This is a genomic window from Desertivirga brevis (genome assembly GCF_017355835.1).
Genome location: NZ_JAFEWF010000001.1, coordinates 1,563,137 through 1,588,041, shown reverse-complemented (window position 1 = coordinate 1,588,041; position 24,905 = coordinate 1,563,137). Strand labels below are relative to the sequence as shown.

Genomic DNA, 24,905 nt, shown 5'->3' with positions numbered 1-24,905 from the left:
ATTTAAATCTGTATTTGTTTGTTTTGTTAAAAAATAGGTCTATTTGGTGTATATTTTTATGATTTTATTACTTTGGATCTGATAATTCTATTGCAAGTTTTCCTTTTTTGCCTGCAATTTCTGTTTGTTCCTCTGTTTTAGATTCTTTCTGGAATCTTGTAAATAGTATTATTCCCGCTACGGCCATTACCGCATAAGCGATATAAGTGAAAGCTTCATTGTATGTTATGCTTTCTGATTTGAATAAAAATCCGAACATCATACCTCCCAGATTTCCGCCAGCGCCGACGATTCCGCTCACTAATCCAACATTTTTCTTGTTAACAAAAGGTGTTATCGCATAAGTTGCTCCATTTGACATTTTCAGGAACATAGCAAATGAAACCATATAGATGATTGCAGCAGTAAGGGAGGTAGCGTTGGCAAAGAACGTTAATCCGATCCCTTCCAGTAAAAGCATTGATGCTAGTAAAAGACCTTTGCCTTTTAGTCCGTAAGATTTTCCAATTTTGTCAGCCACAATTCCCCCGAAGGCTCTGGCAAAAAGGTTCATTGCTCCAAAAGCTCCGGCCAGTAAACCTGCCGTTTCTTGCTTTAATCCGAAAGTATCTACGAAGTGAAGAGATGCAACGTTATCAAAAGTGATTTCCATTCCAAAGCACATTCCATAGGCAAGTGCCAGTGCCCATACTCTCCAGTCGGCTAAAACAGACCAATCTGTTTTTCCTGTATCGGCCTTGGTGTAGCCAATTTCCTTATAGTTTCCATTTGGGGTGTCTTTAGTGAATTTGAAGTAGAAGAAGGCGATAATAAGCATCATTACTCCCGGAAAGATCATCGCGTATCTCCATGCCTCTCCCTTAGTGTATCCCATCCCAACGATGCTTGCAAATATTATTGGCATAACCATGTTGGTGATTCCGCCTCCCAGGTTGCCCCATCCGCCGGTCACTGCGTTTGCTGTTCCTTTGATCTCAGGAGCGAACATCATTGATGTGTGGAACTGAGTGATAACGAATGATGCCCCGATCATGCCTATTGCAAGGCGGAATAATAGGAAGGTGCTGTAGTCCTGCGCCAGGCCAACAAGCATTACGGGTATTGATCCTAAAACGAGCAAGCGCACTGCTGTTATTCTTGGTCCCCAAGTGTCGCACAAGCGTCCTATGATTAGCCGGGCTATAATAGTGGAGGATACTGATGCGATGATCAAGTTTCCAACCTGGCCTTTAGATAAGCCGAGGTCTTCGCGGATAGTGGGCATTAACGGAGCCAGTCCGAACCAGCCAAAAAAACATACAAAGAACATCATCCATGTAATGTGGAAAGTTCTCATCTGAACTCCATTGAAACTGAAGATGTTGAGCTTTGGTAGTGGTTTGTTGCTTGTCATTTTAGTATTATTTGATAAAAAAAAGTGTTGTAGGGAATTGTCTTAGTGGATGTCGTTGATGGAGAATTTGTCAAACAAGAGACTTAGCAGTCTGTCGTGGATCTCCATATATTTGGGATCATGTACAATGTCTTTCTTGTTTCTTGGTCTTTCAAGAGGGATATCTACAATTTCCTTAATTGTGGCCGCTGGTCCATTGTTCATTACCACTACCCGATCTGAAAGGAAGATAGCTTCTTCAATATCGTGGGTAACCATGACTATAGTCTTGTTGCGGTTGTCAAGGTTCCATAATTTAAGAAGTTCAATGTGCATAGATCCTTTTGTCAGGGCGTCGAGAGCGCCGAAGGGCTCGTCGAGTAGAAGGATCTTTGGACTAATGGCGAAAGCACGGGCAATTGCTACCCTTTGTTTCATTCCTCCGGAAAGTTGTCCTGGTAATTTGTCTTTATGAGGAAGTAAGTTCACCATGGCAAGTGCATCTGTTGCAATTTGTTTCTTTTCAGATGGTGATTTTCCTTGGATTACAGAGTCAACAGCCTCATAGATGTTCTTGTATACAGATAGCCATGGAAGCAAAGAGTAGTTCTGAAAGACAATTCCTCTGTCTGGCCCCGGACCTTTAACAATGTTGTCGTTAGCCGTCACTGTTCCTTGTGTGGGAGTTACCATTCCGGAAATTGTATTCATTAGAGTTGATTTTCCACATCCGGAGTGTCCAATCAAAGAAACGATCTCTCCTTTTTTAATATTAAGGTTTATGTCTTTGATCGCGGTGTAAATTCCTTTTTTAGTTTTGAACGATACAGTTACATCTTTAACCTCAATGGAGTTTGCTATAGATATATTCTGAATGGTAGTCACTTTCGCTTTTCCGTTTACGTGACTCTCAACTAGTGTTTCCGATAATTGATCTGTAAGTGCCATAGTTTTATATTTTATATCTGACCCGCAAAAAATTATTTATTCTCCCAAGGGAATACATGTTGTACCGCATTGAAAACCTTGTCAAGTAGTAATCCTACTGTGCCAATGATTAGAATCGCAATAAGGATCTTTTCCAGTGATAGGCCATTCCAGCTATCCCATACGAAGAACCCGATGCCTACTCCGCCCGAAAGCATTTCGCCTGCTACAATAACCAGCCACGCTACTCCGATTGATAATCTTAGTCCTGTAATTATGTGAGGTAAAGCAAATGGTAACATAATCTTTGTCACATATTTCCATTTTGAGAATCCGAAAGCCTTGCCGACGTTTTTATGGTCGTCAGGAATGGATGCTACGCCAAAAGAGGTGTTGATTAATGTAGGCCAAAGAGAAGTAATGGCGATAATGAATACTGTGGCACCCTCGGCTGCCTGAAAGGCAAGGAGTCCAAGAGGGAACCATGCAAGGGGAGAAACAGGGCGAAGGATCTGAACGATAGGGTTGAAAAGGCGCATCATTACTTTTGATGATCCCATTAAAAGTCCCAAGGGAATTGCGATCAGGGATCCGATGCCGAATCCTAAAAATACCCGTTTGATTGAACTCATTAACTGGATGCCAATTCCCTTGTCGTTGGGTCCGTAATCGTAGAAAGGATCGGCTACCAATTCTTTAAAAACTGCCCAGGTTGGTATAGGTCCGGGAATCTCGTGTTTAGTCAGGATGGAAATTAGTTGCCATGTTAATCCAAGGATAATTAAACTTCCAAAAAAGGCAAGGATAGTGTACAGGGTGTCGAGTGTGAAAATCTTCTTCATCTTTTTCTGTTTAATACCTCCGGTTTCCCGGAGGCGGTGAATTTGTCCTTATTTTTTTGTGCGTTTCAAATAGTCGTTGATGTTTTTCGGGTCGAAAGGAATGTCGAGGTTGGTTTTGATGATCCCCATATCAGCCTGAGCAGGTATGTTCATCTCTTTAGCAACCTCTGCGTATAAATCGTCAAGAGTTAGTCTTTCTGCTATTTGTGTGTAGTTTGGCTCTGATTTAAGTAATCCGAATCGTACGTATTGCGCAAGGAACCAGTAAGAGTAAACCTTTTTAGGCATAGGAACAGTGCCATTTTTGTAGAACACCATGTAGTTACCTTTGTATTTCTGAACTCCCAGGTCGCAACCTAAATCGCTTGATCCTAGTAATCTTGCTTCGATTACTGCCAGGGGTGCGTTAACGTAGTAGGGTTTAGTGAGCCACTGTGCTGCCTTTTTGCGATTTCCTAAATTGTCTAGCCATCTTTGAGCCTCGATGATAGCTTTCATTACTTTTTTCAGGTCCTCTTTGTCGTTTTTTGCAAAATTGGAATTAACAACTAATGCTTTCTCAGGGTGATCGCTCCATAGGTCCTGAGAAGCAATATGTGTAAAGCCAATGTTTTGAGTTGCTGCAACTCCGCCCCATGGCTCACCTACGCAAAATCCTTCCATGTTATCGACGCGCATGTTTGCCACCATTTGGGGGGGAGGGATAGTGATGATACCTACGTTTTTAGGTGCTCCTGATGCTGCCAGCCAATATCTTAACCAGATATCGTGCGTTCCGCCCGGGAAAGTCATAGCAAAAGTGACTTCTTTACGGCTTTGTACTTTCTTTACCGCTGGCGCTACTTTGTTGGTTTCTTTGTATCCAACAAGGCTGCAGAAATCTTTCGAAAGGGTTATTGCTTGTCCATTGAAGTTTAGCATCATAGCAATCTTCATTTCTGAGCCAGCTTTTCCTCCAATACCCGTATAAACTGAAAGAGGCATAGATGAAAGGCAGTGTGCTCCGTCTAATTCTCCGAGAAGTATCTTGTCACGAACATTCGCCCATGAAGCTTCTTTTGAAAGTTCTACATCGACTCCGTATTTAGCAAAAAGTCCCAGTTCTTTCGCTGCTACCAAAGGGGCGCAGTCTGTAAGTGGAATAAAGCCTAATTTGATTTTTTTTGCTTCAGCGCTGCTTGAAGTTATTGTTATGATGGCAGCTGTAAGAGCTGTGAAAGTAATAGCCTGTTTTAATTTGTATATAAGTTTCATTCGTTTCGTGTTTAATTAAAATGCCTTGTTAATTTTGTTCCTTACTGCTTGATCGCCACTGGTTTCGTAAATAAGAAATCAGGTTTGATATTAATCATCAGATATGCAAAGTCTGGCGATTTGTCTAGTCCTGTAGTTGGAAGTCCTTTGGCTTGCGGCAAGCTGCTTGTGGCCCAGGCGTGCGAGTAGCCGAGATCGATAGTGGTGAATTTATTGAGCGTATAGCTTGTTACTACATCGAGTTCATGCGCATAGTGCTTTGTTGCGCCTGCTGCTGGAGAATGGTCGGCATCGAAACGATGGAAATCTGCTGCTATAGAATATTCGTTTGTAGTAAATTTCGTTTTGAAATAGTAGTCTTTCAGGCCTGCGGCTGGAGAGCCTGAAGGTGCGTAGAAGAAATCCATGAACCCCCAGAATTTATGCGGAGTGCCATATAAGGGATCAAATCGTTTGCTTTCGTTCGGAGCTGTTGTTGTTTTGTTTCCTGAAAGGAAGTCAAAGCCTGGTCCCACAGTGAATTTGCCTTTTGAATAAGTTGCTGCAGCGGTGTAGTGGAAGGCGTTTAGTTCTTTTCCGTCTCTGTCTTCACCCATTTGGTGATAGTAAGCTGCCTGAACTGCAATTTTTCCAAATCCTGATGCGTTTCCAAATGTGGGACTAACCATGCCACCAAGAGTGTAGCGATTGTTGGTGCCTTTTTGGTTAAAAGTTCTGCCATAAACAAACCCACCATTGGTTGTAGGTGTCGTGGTTGCTGTGTATTTCCCAAAATCGTCTTTGAAGAATAAAAGGGAAATTTTCGTCTGGTTAAGCTTTTTGGCAATGTATAAGCTTACGAAGTTTTTGTAATTTTGATTGCCTGCATTTGAATTAGCGGGGTTGTTGTAAGCTGGTGTGCCTGTTGCAGAGCTGTTTGCAGAAACTGATCCTCCTATAGTTAAAGGAACCACTCCGGTGGGTGTAGTAACCAGTTCTCCGTTACTGTCTCTAATGAACTGAGGAACGTTTCCTGGGGTGTAAAATGTCCCCGCGTTGTTTTCTGCATTTTGATTGTAGGCGTAACCTAGATCAATCTGCCATCCATGGTGTACGATCTTTAATAAAGCCATATCGAAACGACGCCCTTGTTGTAGCCAGTCAAGATTGCCTATTAACCTTGCGTCGTCGTAGATCAGTTCCTGGCGACCAATCTTGAATGAAAGATTGTCAACCAGCTTAAATTTAATTGTTGTATCTGCTTTGTTGGCTAATACAATGTCTGCCCATCCTTCATGTAGCATTAGTCTGTTTCCGTCTGCTGGGCTAATGGTGGATGCATCTTGTCCCCAAACCCTTACATCCTGAACAGTAGCCCCAAAGGTTAGTCTGTCCCATTTGTATCCGAAGATTAGCCTTGTTCTTTGTGAAATAAAGGAGCCTGGCGAAGCTGTAGTGGGAGTTAAGTTTGAAAACCCATCTCTTAATTCAGCTCTTGGTCTTAGTTGACCAGAAAGGCTCATTTGAGCCGAAACCTTGCCTGCAGACAGAATTGCGACCAATGCTGCAGTTAGTGAAGTCTTTGTAATACTTGATGCGAGAACTTTTTTGTACATTTGATAGGTTTTTTAAGTTTGTTAAAGCACTTGAAACTTTGCCCCGTTTGGACTGCGACCTCCGACGGGGTTTTCTTTTTTAATGGTTTTTCTGTTTAAATCTTCCTCATTTTTTTGCTGTTTGTTAAAAATCGACTTAGTTTTTGTTTTTGTTTAAGCTAAAAGTAGAGTATTTAATGGAAAAACAAAAATTTTAGAGGTTAAAATCATTATTTATATGATTTAACCAATATAAAACAGTGTTTTTTTATATTTTATTAAATTGAAAGTAGTTAAACATTTAAAAATTATTGATTTTTTAATTTTTTTGACTGAATTTATTGATGTAAATCATGTTTTCTTGTCTTTTTGCTGTGCTTTTATCGTAAAAAAGCTTAGTTTTAGTTGTATTTAGTTTTCAAAATGAATTTTTTTGTATTAAAATCTATTGGAGGAAACGATTATAGCTGGGTACTTAGGACGGGTTGACAATTATTATAAGAACAAAGGTGGGGTTCCTGGATTCATTTCTGCGACATGAATCCGGGTGTAGTAGATTCCCTTTAAAAAATGATAGATTATTAAGAATTTTAAAATGAAAAGAACAAAACATGAGTGCGGTTTAGACAGGTGCTTTTTATGCAAGACCTGTTTAAAGGAATGGCTTCCTGCTTTGGATGCACACCGTCAGACATATCAGGTTAAAAAAGGCGAGCAAATTTTTAAGGAGGGTGAGAGGGTTACCGGGGTTTATTTTGTATATGAGGGTAATGTTAAGGTTCATAAAAAATGGGGGCCGGATAAAGAATTAATCATTCGCTTTGCAAAAAAGGGAGCGATAATAGGTCATAGGGGCTTAGGTACTAATCTTTATTATCCTGTTTCCGGTACAGCTCTCGAGAATGGAATTGTGTGTTATATACCAATTGATGTTTTTGAAGGTACTCTGAAGGTGAATCATGAATTAACATACGAGTTGATGATGTTTTTCGCTGATGAATTGCAGGAATCTGAAAGGAAGATGAGGAATTTGGCTCACATGCCAGTGAAAGGACGTATTGCTCAGGCTCTTTTCTCATTAAAAGATAAGTTTGGATTTACGATAGATGGTTTTATTGATATAGAACTAACGCGTCAGGATCTGGCCTCCTACGCCGGTGCTACTTACGAGACGGTTTTCCGTGTTATAAATGAACTCGTTGCTGAAGGTATTATCGTTACTATGGGTAAAAGTATAAAGATCCTGGATCCTGAAAAGCTCGCTGTTTTGGTGAGTGACAGTGAGTTGCTTCCCGAAGGAAGTAACAAAAAGAAACAGTTACAGTAATCTTTTATAGAGATATGCAGGTTACTAAAATCCCGGGCGGAAGTTCGGGGTTTTCTTTTGGGTGGTGTGCTATTGCATCAGCATACAATCCTAATCTGATGTCGCCTGAGCCATTAAGGTCTACAAGTTCTATTCTGGATGGATTTCCCTCTATTCTCACAGGAAAAAATTCGTCAAAGCCGGATTTTCTGATTCTTTTCCCCGCAAATGGTAAGTGGAGTGTTTTGGACAGAGTTTGATGTAGTGATTTTGAAAGGAATGTCTCAATGAAAAGCTTGAAGGTGACAAGTGTAGAAAAGGGGTTTCCTGGAAGGGCGAATACTAATCCTCCGGAGGGTATTTCCCCGCACCAAAATGGTTTGCCTGGTTTTATGGCAACCTTGTGAAATAGTTTTTTTACCCCGAGGCTTTGCAAAATTTCTGGTACATAGTCTGCGTCACCTGCAGAAACTCCTCCGCTCATAATTAGAATATCAAAAGAAAGTCCTTTTTCTATATTTACTGATAATTGTGCTTTGTCGTCCGGAAGATGTTTGTAAAGTTGAGGTTTGATCCGCCACGACTTCAAAAGAGTTTTTACCAGCCATTCATTGCTGTTGCGGATCTGTATTTCATTAACATCCGATCCTGCTGGTTTAACCTCATTACCAGTTGTAAAAAATGCAACTCTGGGAAGTTTCTTTACTGTAATTGTTGTTTTTCCCAAAGTAGCAAGTGTGCTGACCACCGGCGCATTGCATAGGGTGTTTTTTTGAATAGCTAATGTCTCTTTTTTAATGTCTTCGCCTTTTCTGGCAATGTTCTGGAATTTCGTTACCGTTTCGATAGTGAAACTAACACTGTTTCCAGTTTCAGCAGAGTCTTCTCGCCGGATAACGGCGTCCGCGTCCAGTGGGACTGCCGCTCCAGTCATGATCTTGTAACAGTAGCCCCTGTCTAAACCTTGAGTGGCTAAATCACCAGCAAAAATTGTTTCTTTTATCGCGAATTCTCTTATTCCGGAACTCCAATCCTCTAATCTAATAGCGTACCCATCCATAGCAGAGCGATTGAATGGAGGGTAATCCCGGTCGGCAAAAATATCTTCATCTAATACCCGGCCTTCAGCATCCTCAAGATCAATAATTTCAGAACCAAAACTTTTGGCTTTTGATGTAATTATTTGTTGTGCTTCCCAGAAATTAATCATAAGTTTTCTTATAGTTTACGGCTTTGAGCGTTCAGCTTTGAGCTCCTAGTGTCCTCCGCCTTTCATCATTTTTCTTGCATGAAAGACAGCTGGCAGGATGGCCTCTAGTGATTCGCGTGCTCCATCGCTGCTTCCGGGAAGTGTTACTATCAGGGTGTGGGCGATGGAGCCTGCGACTCCGCGACTCATCATTGCCAGAGGTGTGCGCATTTGGCCAAAATTTCGCATCGCTTCCGTTATGCCGTCAGCGTCCCGTTCCAGAATTTCCCTGACTGCCGAAACGGTATTGTCCCGTGGGCCAAGTCCGGTTCCTCCAGTCGTAAATATAAATTGAATATCTTCCGTCACCCACATTTTGATCTGCTGCTGAATTTCATCTTTGTTATCCGGAAGGATCTTGTAGTATTTTACCTGCGCTTTCGCTTCTTCAAGCATCTTTTGAATCAATTTGCCACTCCGGTCCTCTCTTTTTCCTTCAGCACAGGAATCTGAACAAACCAGAACAGCGCAAGTAGGAGATGTGGCGAAAAACTTCTTACGGTCACTTTTTCCACCTTTTTTCTCTAATAGTTTAATGTGCCCGATCTCCAAAGCAGTATCTACCGGCTTCAACATGTCGTAAATTTCAAGAGCCGCTACGCTAACAGCAGTCAGCATTTCCATTTCTATTCCTGTGCGGCCAATAGATTTTGCTTCTCCGTAAATGACAATTCCGCTTCTGGAAAAAACAGACTCTGGAAAGTGATCGGAATGCAGCTTCTGATCTAGAAATTCAAATCTGATATCCATTCCGTCTATAGTTACAGGGTGGCAATGAGGAAGTAGTTGAGGTGTAAGTTTAGCGCCGATAAATCCTGCAGCTTTCGCTACGTCAAACAGGTTTCCTTTCGGGAGCTGATCTTCTTTTATAGTTGTTATTGTTTCGGCCGAGCAGAAGATGATTCCTGTAGCTCTTGCGCTGCGAAGTGTTATCTGTTTGTGAGTAATATCCCTCATTTAGCTTGGGTATTTCGGACAAATATATGGGTTTTAAGGAGGTAAATGGTAAAAGCAGAAAGGTAAAAGGGGGAAAGGTAAAAGCAGAACGGTAGGGGAAAGGTAAAAGGAAAAAATTCAAAAAAAACCCGGCATCTCTGCCGGGTAAACGATATTTAACAATGGCAACTCTTTCAAGTTGTTGATCTTATTCCGACGTATACCTTATCGCCTTCGAGTTTTACCGGATATGTTTTTATTTGATATTCGTCTCCGCTTAAGCATTCTCCTGAAATTAAAGAGAAGGTTTTTTTATGGAACGGGCAGGCAACTTTTGGTTCGCATTCTTCTCCTGCACTTCCGATCATCCCTCTTGATAGAACCATTTGCTGTTTGTGCGGACACAGATTTTGTGTTGCAAACCATTCACCTCTTCTTGTAAAATTGAAGACAGCAATCTGTTCTTCTTCGTATTTAACACAGGCTCCTCCGTTCTCTGGTACATCGCTCGCATAACATGCAAGTACCCATTTTATATCTGTTGTTGTTTCTGTTTCCATGATACTTTAATTAAAAATTCAAATATTAAATCCCTGGACTTTTTACCACTCCTTGGCTTTGATCTGTTCTCTCATTGAGTCGAACTCAACGGTAGGGTCTTTTTCTTCCGGCGCGTTCACAAAGTGTGAGAATTGTTTGCGTAATTCCGGGTTTCTAACCACTTCAGTCCATTCGCAGTGGTAAGAGTTGATCAGTTGTTGAATTTCCTCTTCCAGTTGTTCTCCGATTCCTAAGCTGTCATTTACTACCACATTCTTCAGGTAGCTTAGTCCGCCTTCCATTTTGTTCAACCATGTTGCGGTACGAGCTAGTGGGTCGGCAGTTTTAATGTAGAACATCAGGAATCTGTCTAAGTATTTGATACAAGTTTCTTTGTCTACGTCGGCAGCTATCAGTTGTGCATGTTGAGGTTTTGAACCTCCATTTCCACAGACGTATAAGTTCCAGCCTTTTTCCGTTGCGATAATCCCGAAATCTTTTGCCTGTGCTTCAGCACACTCGCGGATACAGCCACTAACACCACCTTTTAATTTATGCGGAGAGCGAATTCCTTTATACCGCTCTTCTACTTCGATAGCGAAAGACACACTGTCTTGTAGTCCGAACCGGCACCAGGTGCTACCAACGCAGCTTTTTACTGTACGAAGTGATTTTCCGTATGCGTGTCCGCTTTCAAATCCTGCATCGATCAATTCTTCCCATATTGCAGGAAGATCGTTGACGTGTGCGCCGAATAAGTCGATGCGCTGTCCACCAGTGATCTTGGTGTATAGGTTGTATTTCTGGGCAACCTGGCCAATGACAATCAGTTTCTCAGGAGTGATCTCGCCACCGGGGATCCTTGGGACTACAGAGTATGTTCCACCTTTTTGGATGTTCGCAAGGTATCTGTCGTTGCTGTCCTGGATTGGCTGATGTTTAACAATGAGGTCGTTCCAAAGGCTTGAAAGGATTGCTGCCACGGCTGGTTTACAAACTTCGCATCCATCTCCGCGACCATAATGATCGAGTGCTTCATCGTAACTTCTCACGTTATTCATCTTGATCAAATCCATCAATTCCTGCCGGGAGTAGTCGAAGTGTTCGCAAAGAACATTTTTAACATACATTCCCTGCTCTTTCATGGTTCCAACCACTAGGTCTTTTACCATTGGAATACAGCCGCCGCACCCTGTTCCGGCCTTGGTTGATTTTTTGATTCCGTCGACGGTTGTAATGCCTTCGTCTCTTACTTTGCAGCAGATAGCACCTTTTGTTACCGATTCACAGGAACAGATCAATGCTTCTTCCGGAAGGTTCATTACACCGGCTCCGCCATCACTTGATTCTCCTCCTCTTGCTCCAAGGATCAGATCTTCAGGGTTTGGAGGTAGCGCAATATTGTTCTTGACGGTTTGAAGTAACATGTTGTAATCGTCGGCATCTCCGATCAATACACCACCCAGTAGGCTTTTTCCGTCTTTAGTTATGTTAATACGTTTATAAACCCCTTTGCTTGTGTCCTCAAGTGCGATAGTACGGCAGTCCGGTTCGTTGATGAAAGGATCTCCAAAGCTGGCAACGTCAACACCAATTAGTTTAAGCTTAGTGCTCATATCGAAGCCATGGAATTCCCTTTCTCCTCCTGAGATTTTGCTTACTACAACTTCAGCCATCTCGTATCCTGGAGCAACCAGTCCGTAAATCATTCCTTCATGAAGAGCACATTCACCAATGGCAAAAATGCTCGGGTCGGAGGTTTGCATAGTTTCGTTCACAACGATACCACCGCGGTTTCCTACTTGTAGGCCTGCCAGTTTTGCCAGTTCATCCCGGGGGCGTATACCTGCAGAGATTACAAGCATATCTACTGGTAGAGAGGTATCGTCAGCGAAATTTAATGCTGTGATCTTTCCGTCGCCGGCAATTTCCGAAGTGCTTTTATTTAAATGAATCTGCAGACCAAGTTCCTTTAATTTCATTTGAAGCATGGCGCTTCCTGGTTGGTCTATTTGCCTTGGCATAAGCCTTGGCGCAAATTCTATAACGTGAGTTTCTTTGATTCCAAGATCTACCAGCGCTTTTGCGGCTTCAAGTCCCAAAAGACCGCCGCCCATAACTGCTCCGTTCTTAGCTTTTTTAGCATAAGCAGTAATTAGCTCAAGATCTTCAATTGTTCTGTAAACAAAAACACCTTCTTTTTCAACTCCTGGAACGTCAGGTACGAAAGCAGAGGAGCCAGTAGCTAATACCAGGTAATCATACTTAATTACTGCTCCCATTAAAGAGTGAACGGTCTTCGCTTCGCGATTGATTTCCTGGACGGGATCATTAAGGTGAAGAGATATTTGGTTTTCTGAATACCAATCCAAGGTATTCATCAACAGGTCATCGGCGGTTTTGCCACTGAAGTATTCACTTAAGTGAACGCGATCATATGCTGGCCTTGGTTCTTCTCCGAATACTATCACCTGATATGCATCGGTCTTCGCTACAAGTTTTTCGCAAAACTTATATCCAACCATCCCGTTTCCGACTACAACAATTGTTGGTTTTTCGTTTGCCATGAGATTAAAATTTTGTTAAAGCATCGTTTTTTTTAAATCACTTCAAATATTCTAGCGACTTTTAACTTATTTAATGTGATTTAAGACAAATTTAAATAAAAAACATATATAAATATGATTTAAGTCATGTAAAAGTTTAAGAAGGCAATGATTTTTATTAAAATTTTAATTTTTATTAATCTTTTTATGGAGTTATCTATGCTGAATCGAGTATTTGTATCTAAAATTGACAGTTTATTAATAGTTTATACCTTATATTTTTTAATTACATCGTCTGTTTGGAGGTTTTTCTTCTACAACCTTAATAGATGTACGGCATTTTTGGGTTAATAGGTGGGTCTCTGAATGATTTTTTGAAGGAATAATAGTTTTTTGATGTTAATAGAGACTTTTTAAGACTTCAACTTGACAACTTCGTTATTCTAATAATAAAGAAGAGCCTTCAGAAACTTTCGTTCTTCGGTTTGCTCTTTCTGTTCATTAAGCTTTTTTCCAAGGAGCATATTATTTTAGCATGTCAGAGTTTGTTTTTTCGTCGGTTATTGGAAGCTGGATTATCTTAAATAGAGCCTCAAACATTCTGAGATGTTTGAGGCTTTTATATAAAAGTATAGACGGAAAAGAAGAATTGGCTATGAAAGGATTTTCAATAGAAGTAAACGGACAAGCATTTCATGTAGAGCAAGGTTTACATGAGAATCTGTACGAAGTAAGTAATGATGGTAAGAAGTTTTTAATTGGAAAAAGAGAGAACGGTGAATGGGAAGTGATGCTTCAGGATTCGGAACAAACTGAAATATCTGCAGCGGAGATTGGTTCTGCTATCGATGCAATATAAATACAGTCCCTCCTTTGACATTGCATAACATATTTCTACGCTACCAATTTACAGTTGGAAGAGGGTTGAAAGTATTCTCCTGGCTTTAAAGAAAAAACTAAAACTTAGGAAAAAACTGTTGTCCAGCCGACAACAGTTTCTTTACTATAATATCTCTTTTTGGTAGGACGATTTTAACTTTTTAACTCCGTAAATAGTTGATAAACCAAGTAGAATAGTTACACCTCCGTCAACTGGAGCTGGGTTGTCAGGGTCTTCCCCACAATTCTCCCCTCCCCCGGCTGTGCCATCGTTCGTTTCGCAGTCGTTTGCGAAAGCAGGCATTGATAATAAAGAACAAAATAGAGCGCTAAAAAAGAATTTTTTCATTATTTCATATCAATCGTTAAAAATCAGGAGGAGCATGCTCTGGAGGAGACAATGTTCCGCGCTTAAAGAAAACATACCAAAGGCTGTCATTCAACATTATTTTCTGATAAAATCTTCTAATATTTCTCTTTAAACGTCCCAATGTTGTCCTTCTACGTTGAAGGAGGTACGAGGTTTCGTAAAAATTAAAAAGCAAGCTTAGTACAATTGATCTCGTGTTAAAAAATTAACCTCCCAAGATACTGATCCTGGTCGTCCTGCATTAGTAATTCAAAATTAAACGACAATCCCCTTGCTATATCATTAAAGGTAACCGGATCGATGTAGAGCCAGTTAAACCACTCATCACTTATATTCTTATATTGGTATTGGAATGCAACTTCTCCGTAGTAGCCTTTCGGTTTCCGGATATTTTTATCTTCATACAGATAAGAAATGTCGGAAGAATCGAAAATAATTTGGCCTCCCGGTTTCAGTAGAGATTTACAATGTTGAAGTAGTCCATTCAAGTTCTCTACTGTGCCGCAAAGCCCGATCCCATTCATTAAAAACAATAAGGTGTCATATCGACAATCTTTGTATTTGAAAATGTCCTGGTTCACTACGTTCTTCACTCCACGATCTTTCATTATACCGCAGGCTTTCGGCGAAATTTCAATCGCCGTCACTTCTATTCCCCGTTTCTGTAATAATAAAGAATGACTACCTACACCTCCTCCAACGTCTAATACTTGTCCCTTGCATTTTTTCAGTGCAAGTAATTCCATTTCTGGCATTTCCTGCAGATCTCTAAAAAAAACCTCAACAGGCATTTTCTCAGGTTCTCCATATGAGGTGTTGATCCATAATATATCTTCAGAACGGTGGTTGTAATAGTCGGAAAGCGCCTCTCCTAAAACATCCATCAGGGGGCGAATTTACATTTTTCAATGATATCTTCGAAATATTTAAGCAGGAGGTGAAATAAAACTAACTTTACAGCGTTATGAAAAGCTTCGTATCGCGAATCCTCAGGTTTGAGCAACATGGCGATAAAACTGGATGGACTTACATAGTGGTACCTCAGGATGTGGCTCAAGAGCTTATTCCGGGAAATAAAAAGAGCTTTCGAGTTAAAGGGTTTCTTGACAGCTTCCCTATAACAGGAGTAGCTTTATTGCCAATGGGTGAAGGGGCTTTTATTTTGCCTTTAAATGCAGAGGTAAGGAAGGGTATACGAAAGGCTGAAGGGGCGTTGTTAAATGTTCAGTTGGATGTGGACACTGAATATCGACTGGAAGTACCTTCCGAACTGCAGGAGTACTTGGAAGAGGACCCTCAGGCTGCCGATTTTTTTCAAAATTTAACAAAGTCACACCGTGATTATTTTGTTAAGTGGATAGAAGGAGCCAGAACTCAGCTTACCCGGGATAAACGACTACTAGAAACTGCAAAAGCTCTTTCAAGCAAGATGAGCTACAGTGAGATGATTCGATCTCTTAAGAAAAATAAAGAATAAGTATGAAAGATTATAAAAAATACTACACGGTTCCGGCTGCACCCGAAGAAATATATCTAGCTTTAACTACACCTGCTACGATATTTTTATGGACTGGAGAAGAGGCGGAAATGTCTACTGAACCAGGAAGTGAATTTTCCTTGTGGGAAGGCAGTATTTCAGGGAAGAACCTTGAGTTTGAGTATGGAAAGAAAATTGTTCAGGAATGGTATTTCGGAGATCAGGAAGAGAAGTCTATTGTTACTATAAAACTTCATCCCGACAAAGACGGCACATCTGTAGAATTAAGGCATTCCAATATCCCAGATGAAGATTTCGAAGATATTAAAGATGGCTGGGATGGAGCGTATTTTGGAGCCTTGATCGACTTTTATAGCTAAGTTTATCAGTGCTGATAAAAAACCAGCAAAGGTTTTTATCAGCACAATTTCTTTGTTAGTGCCTTTACTGAAATATAGTGACAATGCAAGCATTTCCTTTGCAATAGTCTCTAATCCTAAACAACCAAAGCCAATATTATAAATGTGATATAGGCTGCATCTCCATTACCAAACCCATCAGCCGATATTATTAATGCTGAAAAAAACTGTTGAAGATATTTACCGCCTTAGTTATTTAGTTAAGTAGGGTTTCGTCCAAATATCTTCCAATTTGCTCTACAGGGATATTAACAGATGGATTGTACTGTGCCTCTATGATCCAATTCTTGTCTTTGTCTTTCGCAATACAGCAAGTTCCATTCTTTCTATTTACATAAAAGATGTTGTAGTCAGAGCTAGGTTGCTCGATAGTGAAGAGCTGGTCGTTTATTTTTACGTTATAGATTTTCATAGTTTTTGTTTTGCTAGGTAAATGTATGTAAAATATTCAATCAAATAATCAATACATTGTTAAATGTTTATTATTTTAGTAAATATTTTTATTATTTAACAATCTGAGGGGCGATTAGTTTTAGCTGATGTCCTTTTTACTAATACAGCTTGTCCATCTTCCTTAGCAAAGGAGAGGCCAAAAAACCTTGTATTATCTTTTCAAACCATTCAAAAAGAAAAGGTGTTAATCAGTTAACATAAATTTTAACACCTATGAAATCAACTATAATTTTACTTTTATCGTTAATAGTATCTCTTCCTGTCTTCAGTCAGGACAGTATCTCTGTCTCTAATAGCATTTCTGGACAAAGCCGCGGTAAAGCTGAATCTCCTTACGAGACAAGTTGGAAGGTAGATGGACCTGTGATTGCAGGGACGCTCGGTCTTAACTTCCTTGGTTTAAGCTTAATTAAAAATAAGGAAGGATTAACAGAAGCGGAGGTAGCTATGAAGAACAAAGCTAATGTAAATGGTATTGACCGTTTTGCTGCCGGCAACTATTCAGAGAATGCTGATAAAATAAGTTATTATCCTTTCTACGCATCCTTCGCAATGCCAGTAGCCTTGCTTTTAAATAAGAAGGTTGGAAGCAAGGCTGGCCAGGTAATGGCTTTGTATATTGAAACGATGGCTGTTACAGGAGCACTTTATTCAATAACGGCTGGCTCAGTAAATCGAAGCCGTCCATATGTTTATAGCGCAGAAGCTCCTATGGATGAACGTACTAAGAAAGGTGCGCGAAGATCTTTTTTCGCTGGTCATACTGCAGCAACTGCTTCAGCAACCTTTTTTGCGGCTAAAGTCTATAATGATTTCAACCCTGACAGCAAAGCTAAACCTTACGTGTGGGCTGCTGCTGCGGTAATTCCAGCTGCAGTAGGTTATTACCGTTTAAAGAGCGGGAATCACTTTTTAACAGATAACCTTTTAGGTTACGCTGTCGGAGCCGGTGCTGGGATTTTAGTTCCTCATCTTCACAAGAAAGGAACCCCCAATAATTTAAGTGTTGTTCCGGTAACTACTCCAGAATATAAAGGACTCAATCTTTCTTATACTTTTTAAAAAAGGTTAGAATTATTAGAAAAGAAAAGCTGCTCCTCTTAGGGCGGCTTTTCTTTTTAAGAAAGATGCTACTATTTTTAAATTTACCTAATTAAACTATTGCAGAAAAAATGGCTCTATACCAACAAATGCTCAATTAAATCATAAACACTAAGATTTACATTTGTAGTGTTAAATAAAGTAAGTTCAATGAGAAGTTTGGTAGTTGCTGCTCTTTTATTCATTACAACTATTGCCTCAGCGCAAATAGTTAATCCTGTAAAATGGTCTTACGCGGCTAAGAGGATAAGTAAAACGGAAGCGGTTGTATTATTTAAAGCCACTATTGATAATGGATGGCACTTATATTCACAACATATCGCTGATGGAGGTCCGGTGGCAACTAAGTTTGAATTTGCTCCATCGAAGGCATTTACCACGGTTGGTAAAACAAGCGAACCAAAGCCAATAACAAAATTCGAAAAAGTGTTCAATATGAATGTGAGCTACTTTGAGAAAGCAGTGATTTTCCAACAAAAGGTCAAACTGGCTGCAAATCAAGCAGTGGTAAAAGGGAAACTGGAATACATGGTATGTAACGACCGCCAATGTCTCCCCCCAGATGAAGTAGATTTTAGTATTGCAGTAAAATAGTCTCCTTCAGCACGTTTTAAATGAAAATCTTAAAATTAATTATACCAGTGCTTTTATGCCTGGTGCTGTGTCCTTCTTTATATGCTCAGACTCCTGATACCATCTCTACAGACGATATTGTTTTTTCTGATGTAACAGATACCATTATCGATTCCGCTAATGTCACTGTGGCCGAAACAAAAAACGGGTCGGAGGGCATTAGTCAGGTAGAATCTACTCTTAAGTCATCCGCAACAAAAGTATCAGCTCCTGGTCAGTCAATATGGCAAATCTTGCTTGAAGGATTTTTAAGCGGACTGGCCGCTGTTTTAATGCCATGCATCTTTCCCATGTTGCCATTAACAGTTAGCTTTTTTACTAAAAGTTCATCTTCCAGGAGCAGTGCTATCGGAAAAGCTTTAATTTACGGGCTTTCAATCATTGTAATTTATGTTGTGTTGGGTTTGCTGGTAACAGTGATCTTCGGTTCAGATGCTTTGAACAATCTGTCGACTAACGGAATATTCAACTTCCTTTTTTTTATTCTTCTTATTGTATTTGCCGTATCATTCCTTGGAGCCTTCGAAATAACACTTCCTTCGAAGTGGGTTAATGCTGTTGATTCAAAAGCTGATACAAAGGGGTTTGGTGGATTATTTTTTATGGCAGGAACCCTTGCTTTGGTTTCTTTCAGTTGTACAGGACCTATTATAGGAACTTTACTGGTCAGAGCAGCTACAATGGGGGAATTGTTAGGGCCGGCGGCTGGAATGCTTGGCTTCTCAACAGCACTTGCTATTCCTTTTGCCTTATTTGCCTTGTTCCCCTCCTGGTTGAAATCTTTACCAAAATCAGGAGGCTGGCTTAATAGTGTGAAAGTAGTCTTAGGATTTCTGGAACTAGCACTGGCATTGAAATTTCTTTCCAATGTAGATCTTGCTTATCATTGGAACCTGCTTGATCGTGAAGTATTTCTTGCACTTTGGATAGTTATTTTCGGATTACTTGGCCTTTATCTACTTGGGAAGGTGAAATTTGCCCACGATAGTCCTGTAACTTCTATCCCGCTGCCTCGTTTCTTCCTCGCTGTTATCACACTCACTTTCACTATTTATATGATCCCTGGCTTATGGGGCGCACCTTTAAAAGCAATATCAGCTTTCCTGCCGCCACAACATACACAAGACTTTGATTTATTTACTGCAGGTCTAGGTGCAAGCTCAGCCTCTAAACATTCGGCTGTCCCGCATAAGTACTCAGATAAATTCGATGCTCCTTTAGGACTTGATGCTTTCTTTGATTATGAGGAAGGTCTGGCTTATGCAAAGAGTGTTAATAAGCCTGTGATGATTGATTTTACCGGCCACGCCTGTGTTAACTGCCGGAAGATGGAGGCGTCGGTTTGGTCTGATAAGAAAATATTGGAGACTATTCGCGAAAAGTACGTACTGATCCAATTGTACGTGGATGATAAAACCGAACTGCCTAAGGAAGAACAGACAGTTTCGGCATTTAAGAAGAAGAAAATCAGAACTATTGGTAATAAATGGAGCGATTTTCAGGCATCCAGGTTTAATTCGAACTCCCAGCCCTTTTATGTTTTACTTAGCAATAATGGCGAGCTCCTAGTGCAGCCCACCGGTGCCGAGTTCGATACTGAAAAATATCTTAAATTTCTGGAAAGCGGATTAGCTGCATTCAAGTGAAAGGCTAATTGCAAAGACTGCTGATTTCAATTAATTTTTGCGTGTCAAGCGGTTTAGTAATAAATTCTTTTACAAACGAATACTGTGTTGACCGGTCTATTTCAGACTGTATTGCACTTGATGATACAATAAAAACCTGAATGTTCTTCTGAAGTTCGGCTTTTTGATCCTTAAATTGGTCAAGGAAGTCCCAACCGTCAAGTACAGGCATATTAAGGTCAAGCAGGATTACGTCAGGAAGGTTTTCGGGCTCATTTTTATGTAATTGTAAGGCTTCAATAGCAGAACTTACACCAGGGAAAGCCGTGTGTTTCTTGAACGCTCCTGACTTTCTGATCAGGATCTCAGTTATTTTTTGATGAATAGGATCATCGTCAATTACATAAACAAAGCACATTTTTTTTTCTTTTTATAAATCTTCTCAACGTAGGCAATATTAAAAAGTTTCCACGGTTTTTCATTTGTTATAAACAAAAAACTTTTGTTCTTGTATAGGAATGAAAGCACAGTACATTATGACTAATCTCCAAATAGACCACCTGACTCAGAAGTTTTACGAGAGCATTTGTTTTAGTCACGAGAAATATCCTAATTTGGATCAGCTACAAGAATTATTCTATGGAGATGGGAAACTGGTGAATGGTAACTTTGACAATCCCTTAGAGTTTACAGTTCAAAGTTATATGCAGGCCATTATGCATCAGATAGAAGAAGGGAATGCAGAATTTTATTCTATTCAGGAGATCGCTGATGTTACTGAAGTTTTTGGAAACACCGCTCATCGTGTCAGTGTATATGAACATGCATCCCGGCCTAATTCTGAACAACCCTGGAAGCGTGGAGTAAATTATATCCAGTTTATTTTTAATGAGGGCAGTTGGAGGATCATTTCGATGTTGTGGAATGATGAGAAGGAGGGGTTAAAAGTCCCTGAAGAGTATTTTGGTTAGTATCTCAAAAATCCATATCAGCAGGATAGCCGGTTTTAGGTTGTTGTGATCTTCGTCATATTTATTTTTGAAGGTTTTGTGAAGATTTGCGAACTGATCAGTGCATCCCTCGTGTTGCGCTGATAACGCAAGTTTTATTATGAAAACTCCCGAATTGCTTTCCCCCGTTGGTTCTTACGATTCTTTGTATGCCGCGATTCGCGCCGGTGCCGATTCGGTGTATTTCGGTATCGAACAGCTCAACATGCGCGCGAAATCCGTCAATGCTTTTTTTCTGGAGGATTTAGAGGAGATAGGGCGTATTGCAAAGGATAACAGTATAAAGTGTTATTTAACTCTGAATACTATTATCTATAACCATGATCTTAAACTTGCAGAAGTACTTATCAAAGAAGCTAAAAGATGCGGGATAAATGCAGTAATTGCTGCAGACTATGCCATTATCCAGCTATGCAATCAGGTGGGGATGCCTTTGCATATTTCTACTCAGGCAAATATCACTAATATCCAATCAGTTACCTTCCATTCAAAGTTTGCAGATGTAATAGTACTTTCAAGAGAGCTCACATTAAAACAAATTGAAGAAATAACCAGGGAAATTATCCGTAAGGATATCAATGGACCTTCAGGAAAACGCGTAGGTATAGAGGTTTTTGTACATGGAGCATTGTGTATGGCGGTGTCAGGGAAATGTTATTTGAGTCTTCACACTCAAAACGCTTCAGCAAACCGCGGTGCATGCTCCCAAAACTGCCGCAGGCCCTATAAAGTATTCGACTATGAGAACGGACACGAACTAATGGTAGAAAACGAATATATCATGTCTCCTAAAGATCTGTGCACCATTGATATTCTTGATCAGATAGTGGCTGCAGGTGTTAACGTTCTCAAAATTGAAGGCCGTACTAAGTCGGCGGAATATGTCTACACCACAACCAAGTGTTACCGGGAAGCCCTGGATGCTATTGAGGCAGGTAATTACAATCAGGAACAGGTTGACAACTGGAAGACGGAATTGAATAAAGTTTACAATCGAGGATTCTGGGAAGGGTATTATTTAGGCAGGGAATTAGGGGAGTGGACGAGTCATCCGGGTAACCAGGCAACCCAGAAAAAAATATACGTGGGGAAAGGTAGTAATTATTTCAATCAGCCCAAGGTTGCAGAATTTACGATAGAAAGCGGCTCATTAAAAAAAGGAGACTCGATCCTAATAACAGGCACCAAAAAAGGTGTTATAGAGCTGAAACTTGAGGATTTCAGGGTAGATGGACTGGAGAAAGCAGAAGCAGCAAAAGGGGAAAAACTTACAGTGCCACTTGCCGATAAAATCTCCAAAGGCGATAAATTGTATAAACTTGTTAACTGATGCCCAAGATAGTTCATCTACGGGAAAAATGTATTGGTTGTGCAGTTTGCGCCGAAATGCAGCCGAATTTGTGGTCCATGTCTAAAAAAGATGGAAAAGCAACTTTACTTCACTCTACCTCTAAACGCAATATTTCCGTCCTACCTGTGGACACTCTCACTCATGAGAGAACTCAAGTTGTGGCAAAGGCTTGCCCTGTAAATATTATCAAACTGTCGTGAGGACACCGATTAAAATCAAAATCAGCAAGGCAAGAAAAACATTGATCTTTCTGGCAAAATTCATCTGATAGCCCATCATCCTATGACGCTTGGGCACAATTGTCCGCGGATCTTCGGTATTGTAATAGAACATGCCGAATTTGTAGTTCCTTAAATCATCAATAGGATCCATATTTCCGGTTTCTCCTTTATTCAAATATAAGTGTTTTTAAATATCAACTCGCCTGTGTATAGGTTCCTTTTATCTTTGGCAAAATTTAAAAGCAATGATCTGGTATCCCTATACACAAATGAAACACCTGAAGGACCTTCCTAAAATGGTTTCGGGCAGAGGTGTAAGGATGAACCTGGAAAACGGCCGCTCTTTGATAGATGGCATTTCTTCCTGGTGGGCTGTTATCCATGGATATAGTCACCCAGCTTTAAATACAGCATTAAAAGAACAAATAGATAAGTTTGCGCACGTAATGCTTGGCGGACTTTCTCATCAACCGGCTATTGATCTCGCCGAAGCATTAGTCCGCATTACTCCCTCCGGATTAAATCATGTTTTTTTTTCCGACAGTGGCTCCGTAGGGGTTGAAGTGGCACTAAAAATGGCTATTCAATACTGGAGCAACAAGGGTTACACGGAGAAGTCCAAGTTCTTGTCCCTTAAGAACGGCTATCATGGGGACACCTTTAAAGCGATGGAAGTTAGCGATGATTCTGACTTCAGCAGGTCTTTTTCTGGTGTATTACATCGAGGCTTTATGCTTGAAATTCCTAAAGGGGGATTTGAAGCCGGGCCAGAAACAGTACAACTTGCCGTTCAACAGCTTGAAAAAACTTTGTCCGAAAAACATCATGAGATCGCAGGTATCATCCTGGAACCTATTGTTCAATGCGCCGGGGGCTTTCATATTTACTCGCCTCATTATCTTAAGGCAGTCCGTGAACTAAGTAAGAAGTATCAGGTTCTTCTGATATTTGACGAAGTAGCTACAGGTTTTGGACGAACAGGAAAACTGTTTGCAGCAGAATATGCTGATGTAACTCCGGATATCATGGTTATTGGCAAAGCGCTCACTGCCGGTTATTTAGGGCACGCTGCAACCCTAGCTACTACGGACGTATATGACAGCTTTTTGGGCGACGATTACAACAAGGCCCTCATGCACGGGCCGACTTTTATGGCCAATCCACTTGCCTGCGCGGTTGCTCTTCGAAGCATTCAGTTAATAGAAGAGGAGAATTATCTCGAAAAGATTCAGGAAATTAACCGCATAATTAAAGAGCAGTTCAGGACCCTTAATTCTCCTCTTATTGTTGACAAAAGAGTTATTGGAGCCCTTGGAGCTATTGAAGTTACTGATCCTTCGGTACTCTCAGGTTTCAAAGAATTTGCTCTTAGCCAAGGTGTATGGCTCAGACCAATAGGTAATATAATTTACCTTATGCCTCCTTATATTATCGATGAACTTGAACTGGTAGCCTTAATAGATGTGATCCGTAACTGGCTAAAATAGTTCTCCCAGCCAGTGCTGATATTCCATTTATTAAGGCAAGCTTTTCAGATATTCCTCAATCAGGTCAATGCCTTCGACATCAGGAAGGGTAGTGCCAAGTTTAGGCATATGATACTGCCCCATGATTTTCATCCGCTCAGGAATAGGTTTGCGATGCAGAAGTAAGCCAGAAGCACTTAAGGTTGTGCTATAATCAAGAGAAATAGTTTGGGCAGATGCAAAGCCTCCTGGATTATGGCAGTGAGCACAGTTTATCTTGAGGTAAGCCCTTGCCCGTTTCTCCAAAGAATTTTTATTATCAAAGTAAGCGGGAAGGCCCTCAGCTATCTTCGAACCTTTTCCCAACTTTAAAAATCCCAATGCCTGCATAATTTGCAGCTGATTTACAGGTTTTCCGTCTTTTCCTGCTACCATTCTATTCAGGTTTGCCAATTCTGGTCCTATCGTAACCATGGTTCCTGACTTTTGGTGACAAGTGCCGCAGTCTTTTGTAGAAGGAATCCGATAAGCAGTTTTCCATTCGCGATCCTTCGTGTCTTTGAATGTCACAGGTACATTTTCCCCTTTGGTAACTAATCTTGCGTCGTCCTGCGACTCATTCCATTTATAGGTAGCTGCAGCCCAGCTCCCATTTATTCTCTCTAGAATACGGGTTTCCATTATCCTGCCTTCTTTTCCTGATTTCGGATAGTAAAATGTTTTGGCGATGATCGTTCCTTCTGGAAAGGATAATGCAGAGCTCTTATCCACTTGAATCATTTTTCCTCTTGGAAGCCTGATCAACCTTTGCTTTTCTGTATAATCAGTAAAGAGGGCTGAAGACAGCTGATAGCTGAACACATTTCTTGAAGGTTGAAGTCTCTTGATTGGTCCATCAAAAAGGCCGTAGTCCTTCAATGACAATGGGAAAGCAGAACTATTATTCTTTGGGGTCTTTTTCTGATTACAGAAGGATATGTAGAGTAAAGGAAATAACAGAATTGCCAGAAGCAGGATTTTAGTTCTCATTTAATTAATCGTCTCCAGAACGCTATCTGAACTTTTATTACGTAAAATACGTCTGTCAACGTAGAAAGTTCCGAAAGGAATCATGCAAGCTACCAAAACCTTCCAGGTTACTTCTCTAAACTTCCAATGGTGTTCCACAGCAACGCTTAAGGTGTTAAAGATATACCAAAGAAATAAGGCACCGTGAACCGGACCTGCAATTTTGACAATACTTGGGTTATCTGCCCAGTGTTTCATCGGAACGCCGACAAAAAGAAGGATCAGAAGAGAGCAACCTTCCAAGTAGCCTATCAGTCTCAGGCGTCCTGTAGCTGTTTTAATCATA

27 protein-coding genes are annotated in these 24,905 nt (G+C 40.5%); 11 read left to right on the top strand and 16 right to left on the bottom strand.

What is annotated here, in order from left to right; translation table 11 throughout:
* Positions 1 to 67: 67 nt before the first annotated feature.
* The 5 genes from J4N25_RS07005 to J4N25_RS06985 are packed head-to-tail and all read right to left on the bottom strand — an operon-like array spanning position 68 to position 5,990.
* Positions 68 to 1,393, bottom strand: coding sequence for an MFS transporter (locus J4N25_RS07005; RefSeq protein ID WP_207421427.1), 1,326 nt, complete (start codon positions 1,391 to 1,393; stop codon positions 68 to 70).
* A gap of 42 nt (positions 1,394 to 1,435) precedes the next feature.
* Positions 1,436 to 2,320 (bottom strand): ABC transporter ATP-binding protein, encoded by an 885-nt coding sequence (locus J4N25_RS07000; RefSeq protein ID WP_207421426.1) that lies wholly within the window; start codon positions 2,318 to 2,320, stop codon positions 1,436 to 1,438.
* Positions 2,321 to 2,352: 32 nt separating this feature from the next.
* Positions 2,353 to 3,141, bottom strand: coding sequence for a nitrate ABC transporter permease (gene ntrB, locus J4N25_RS06995; RefSeq protein ID WP_207421425.1), 789 nt, complete (start codon positions 3,139 to 3,141; stop codon positions 2,353 to 2,355).
* 48 nt (positions 3,142 to 3,189) lie between these two features.
* Complete coding sequence (locus J4N25_RS06990) at positions 3,190 to 4,395, bottom strand: CmpA/NrtA family ABC transporter substrate-binding protein (RefSeq protein ID WP_207421424.1); 1,206 nt, start codon at positions 4,393 to 4,395, stop codon at positions 3,190 to 3,192.
* A gap of 41 nt (positions 4,396 to 4,436) precedes the next feature.
* Positions 4,437 to 5,990 (bottom strand): alginate export family protein, encoded by a 1,554-nt coding sequence (locus J4N25_RS06985; RefSeq protein WP_207421423.1) that lies wholly within the window; start codon positions 5,988 to 5,990, stop codon positions 4,437 to 4,439.
* 574 nt (positions 5,991 to 6,564) lie between these two features.
* Between J4N25_RS06985 and J4N25_RS06980 the strand changes: the two genes are divergently transcribed.
* Complete coding sequence (locus J4N25_RS06980; RefSeq protein ID WP_207421422.1) at positions 6,565 to 7,296, top strand: Crp/Fnr family transcriptional regulator; 732 nt, start codon at positions 6,565 to 6,567, stop codon at positions 7,294 to 7,296.
* Positions 7,297 to 7,300: 4 nt separating this feature from the next.
* Here J4N25_RS06980 and J4N25_RS06975 read toward each other — a convergent pair whose 3' ends face one another.
* The 4 genes from J4N25_RS06975 to nirB form a co-directional block, all read right to left on the bottom strand.
* On the bottom strand, positions 7,301 to 8,485 hold the full coding sequence (locus J4N25_RS06975) for a molybdopterin molybdotransferase MoeA (RefSeq protein ID WP_207421421.1): 1,185 nt from the start codon (positions 8,483 to 8,485) through the stop codon (positions 7,301 to 7,303).
* Between the two features lie 45 nt (positions 8,486 to 8,530).
* Positions 8,531 to 9,481 (bottom strand): bifunctional molybdenum cofactor biosynthesis protein MoaC/MoaB, encoded by a 951-nt coding sequence (moaCB, locus tag J4N25_RS06970; protein WP_207421420.1) that lies wholly within the window; start codon positions 9,479 to 9,481, stop codon positions 8,531 to 8,533.
* A gap of 173 nt (positions 9,482 to 9,654) precedes the next feature.
* Positions 9,655 to 10,020: a nitrite reductase small subunit NirD gene (gene nirD / locus J4N25_RS06965; RefSeq protein ID WP_207421419.1), complete on the bottom strand. Its 366-nt coding sequence runs from the start codon at positions 10,018 to 10,020 to the stop codon at positions 9,655 to 9,657.
* Positions 10,021 to 10,062: 42 nt separating this feature from the next.
* Positions 10,063 to 12,567 carry a nitrite reductase large subunit NirB gene (nirB, locus tag J4N25_RS06960; RefSeq protein WP_207421418.1) on the bottom strand — a complete coding sequence of 835 codons (2,505 nt, stop codon included), beginning with the start codon at positions 12,565 to 12,567 and terminating at the stop codon, positions 10,063 to 10,065.
* A 634-nt stretch (positions 12,568 to 13,201) separates the two neighbouring features.
* Between nirB and J4N25_RS06955 the strand changes: the two genes are divergently transcribed.
* Positions 13,202 to 13,405 (top strand): hypothetical protein, encoded by a 204-nt coding sequence (locus tag J4N25_RS06955; protein WP_207421417.1) that lies wholly within the window; start codon positions 13,202 to 13,204, stop codon positions 13,403 to 13,405.
* A gap of 144 nt (positions 13,406 to 13,549) precedes the next feature.
* On the opposite strand, the gene J4N25_RS06950 is transcribed toward J4N25_RS06955, so the two are convergent.
* Both J4N25_RS06950 and J4N25_RS06945 read right to left on the bottom strand, forming a co-directional pair.
* Positions 13,550 to 13,774 (bottom strand): PID-CTERM protein-sorting domain-containing protein, encoded by a 225-nt coding sequence (locus J4N25_RS06950; RefSeq protein ID WP_207421416.1) that lies wholly within the window; start codon positions 13,772 to 13,774, stop codon positions 13,550 to 13,552.
* A 218-nt stretch (positions 13,775 to 13,992) separates the two neighbouring features.
* On the bottom strand, positions 13,993 to 14,679 hold the full coding sequence (locus J4N25_RS06945) for a class I SAM-dependent methyltransferase (protein ID WP_207421415.1): 687 nt from the start codon (positions 14,677 to 14,679) through the stop codon (positions 13,993 to 13,995).
* A gap of 80 nt (positions 14,680 to 14,759) precedes the next feature.
* Between J4N25_RS06945 and J4N25_RS06940 the strand changes: the two genes are divergently transcribed.
* On the top strand, positions 14,760 to 15,272 hold the full coding sequence (locus J4N25_RS06940; RefSeq protein ID WP_207421414.1) for a YdeI/OmpD-associated family protein: 513 nt from the start codon (positions 14,760 to 14,762) through the stop codon (positions 15,270 to 15,272).
* 2 nt (positions 15,273 to 15,274) lie between these two features.
* Positions 15,275 to 15,652 carry an SRPBCC domain-containing protein gene (locus J4N25_RS06935; protein ID WP_207421413.1) on the top strand — a complete coding sequence of 126 codons (378 nt, stop codon included), beginning with the start codon at positions 15,275 to 15,277 and terminating at the stop codon, positions 15,650 to 15,652.
* A gap of 235 nt (positions 15,653 to 15,887) precedes the next feature.
* Here the strand turns inward: J4N25_RS06935 and J4N25_RS06930 are convergent, their stop codons facing one another.
* A complete protein-coding gene (locus tag J4N25_RS06930; protein WP_207421412.1) occupies positions 15,888 to 16,103 on the bottom strand; it encodes a hypothetical protein in 216 nt (71 codons plus the stop codon).
* A gap of 254 nt (positions 16,104 to 16,357) precedes the next feature.
* Here J4N25_RS06930 and J4N25_RS06925 point away from each other — a divergent pair, with 254 nt between their 5' ends.
* The 3 genes from J4N25_RS06925 to J4N25_RS06915 all read left to right on the top strand — a co-directional run bounded on the left by J4N25_RS06925 (position 16,358) and on the right by J4N25_RS06915 (position 19,524).
* Complete coding sequence (locus J4N25_RS06925; protein ID WP_207421411.1) at positions 16,358 to 17,206, top strand: phosphatase PAP2 family protein; 849 nt, start codon at positions 16,358 to 16,360, stop codon at positions 17,204 to 17,206.
* 189 nt (positions 17,207 to 17,395) lie between these two features.
* Complete coding sequence (locus J4N25_RS06920; RefSeq protein WP_207421410.1) at positions 17,396 to 17,839, top strand: protein-disulfide reductase DsbD N-terminal domain-containing protein; 444 nt, start codon at positions 17,396 to 17,398, stop codon at positions 17,837 to 17,839.
* 20 nt (positions 17,840 to 17,859) lie between these two features.
* Positions 17,860 to 19,524, top strand: a complete 1,665-nt coding sequence (locus tag J4N25_RS06915; RefSeq protein ID WP_207421409.1) for a protein-disulfide reductase DsbD family protein — start codon at positions 17,860 to 17,862, stop codon at positions 19,522 to 19,524.
* Between the two features lie 4 nt (positions 19,525 to 19,528).
* On the opposite strand, the gene J4N25_RS06910 is transcribed toward J4N25_RS06915, so the two are convergent.
* Complete coding sequence (locus J4N25_RS06910; RefSeq protein WP_207421408.1) at positions 19,529 to 19,921, bottom strand: response regulator; 393 nt, start codon at positions 19,919 to 19,921, stop codon at positions 19,529 to 19,531.
* A 118-nt stretch (positions 19,922 to 20,039) separates the two neighbouring features.
* Here J4N25_RS06910 and J4N25_RS06905 point away from each other — a divergent pair, with 118 nt between their 5' ends.
* The 3 genes from J4N25_RS06905 to J4N25_RS27105 all read left to right on the top strand — a co-directional run bounded on the left by J4N25_RS06905 (position 20,040) and on the right by J4N25_RS27105 (position 22,064).
* Complete coding sequence (locus J4N25_RS06905) at positions 20,040 to 20,474, top strand: hypothetical protein (RefSeq protein WP_207421407.1); 435 nt, start codon at positions 20,040 to 20,042, stop codon at positions 20,472 to 20,474.
* A gap of 139 nt (positions 20,475 to 20,613) precedes the next feature.
* On the top strand, positions 20,614 to 21,843 hold the full coding sequence (locus J4N25_RS06900; protein WP_207421406.1) for a U32 family peptidase: 1,230 nt from the start codon (positions 20,614 to 20,616) through the stop codon (positions 21,841 to 21,843).
* Positions 21,843 to 22,064 (top strand): ferredoxin, encoded by a 222-nt coding sequence (locus J4N25_RS27105; RefSeq protein WP_207421405.1) that lies wholly within the window; start codon positions 21,843 to 21,845, stop codon positions 22,062 to 22,064. Before J4N25_RS06900 ends, J4N25_RS27105 begins: the two co-directional genes overlap by 1 nt.
* Here J4N25_RS27105 and J4N25_RS06890 read toward each other — a convergent pair.
* Positions 22,051 to 22,260, bottom strand: a complete 210-nt coding sequence (locus tag J4N25_RS06890; RefSeq protein ID WP_207421404.1) for a hypothetical protein — start codon at positions 22,258 to 22,260, stop codon at positions 22,051 to 22,053. The genes J4N25_RS27105 and J4N25_RS06890 overlap by 14 nt on opposite strands.
* A gap of 70 nt (positions 22,261 to 22,330) precedes the next feature.
* Between J4N25_RS06890 and bioA the strand changes: the two genes are divergently transcribed.
* Positions 22,331 to 23,572 (top strand): adenosylmethionine--8-amino-7-oxononanoate transaminase, encoded by a 1,242-nt coding sequence (bioA, locus tag J4N25_RS06885; protein WP_207421403.1) that lies wholly within the window; start codon positions 22,331 to 22,333, stop codon positions 23,570 to 23,572.
* Positions 23,573 to 23,602: 30 nt separating this feature from the next.
* Here the strand turns inward: bioA and J4N25_RS06880 are convergent, their stop codons facing one another.
* Together J4N25_RS06880 and J4N25_RS06875 are read right to left on the bottom strand one after the other, a co-directional pair.
* The gene (locus J4N25_RS06880) at positions 23,603 to 24,580 is read right to left on the bottom strand and encodes a hypothetical protein (protein WP_207421402.1); all 978 of its coding nucleotides are present in this window, start codon (positions 24,578 to 24,580) and stop codon (positions 23,603 to 23,605) included.
* Entirely contained in the window at positions 24,581 to 24,904 is a 324-nt protein-coding gene (locus tag J4N25_RS06875) for a DUF3817 domain-containing protein (RefSeq protein ID WP_242695790.1), read from the bottom strand. It abuts the gene before it with no gap.
* Position 24,905 lies beyond the last annotated feature (1 nt).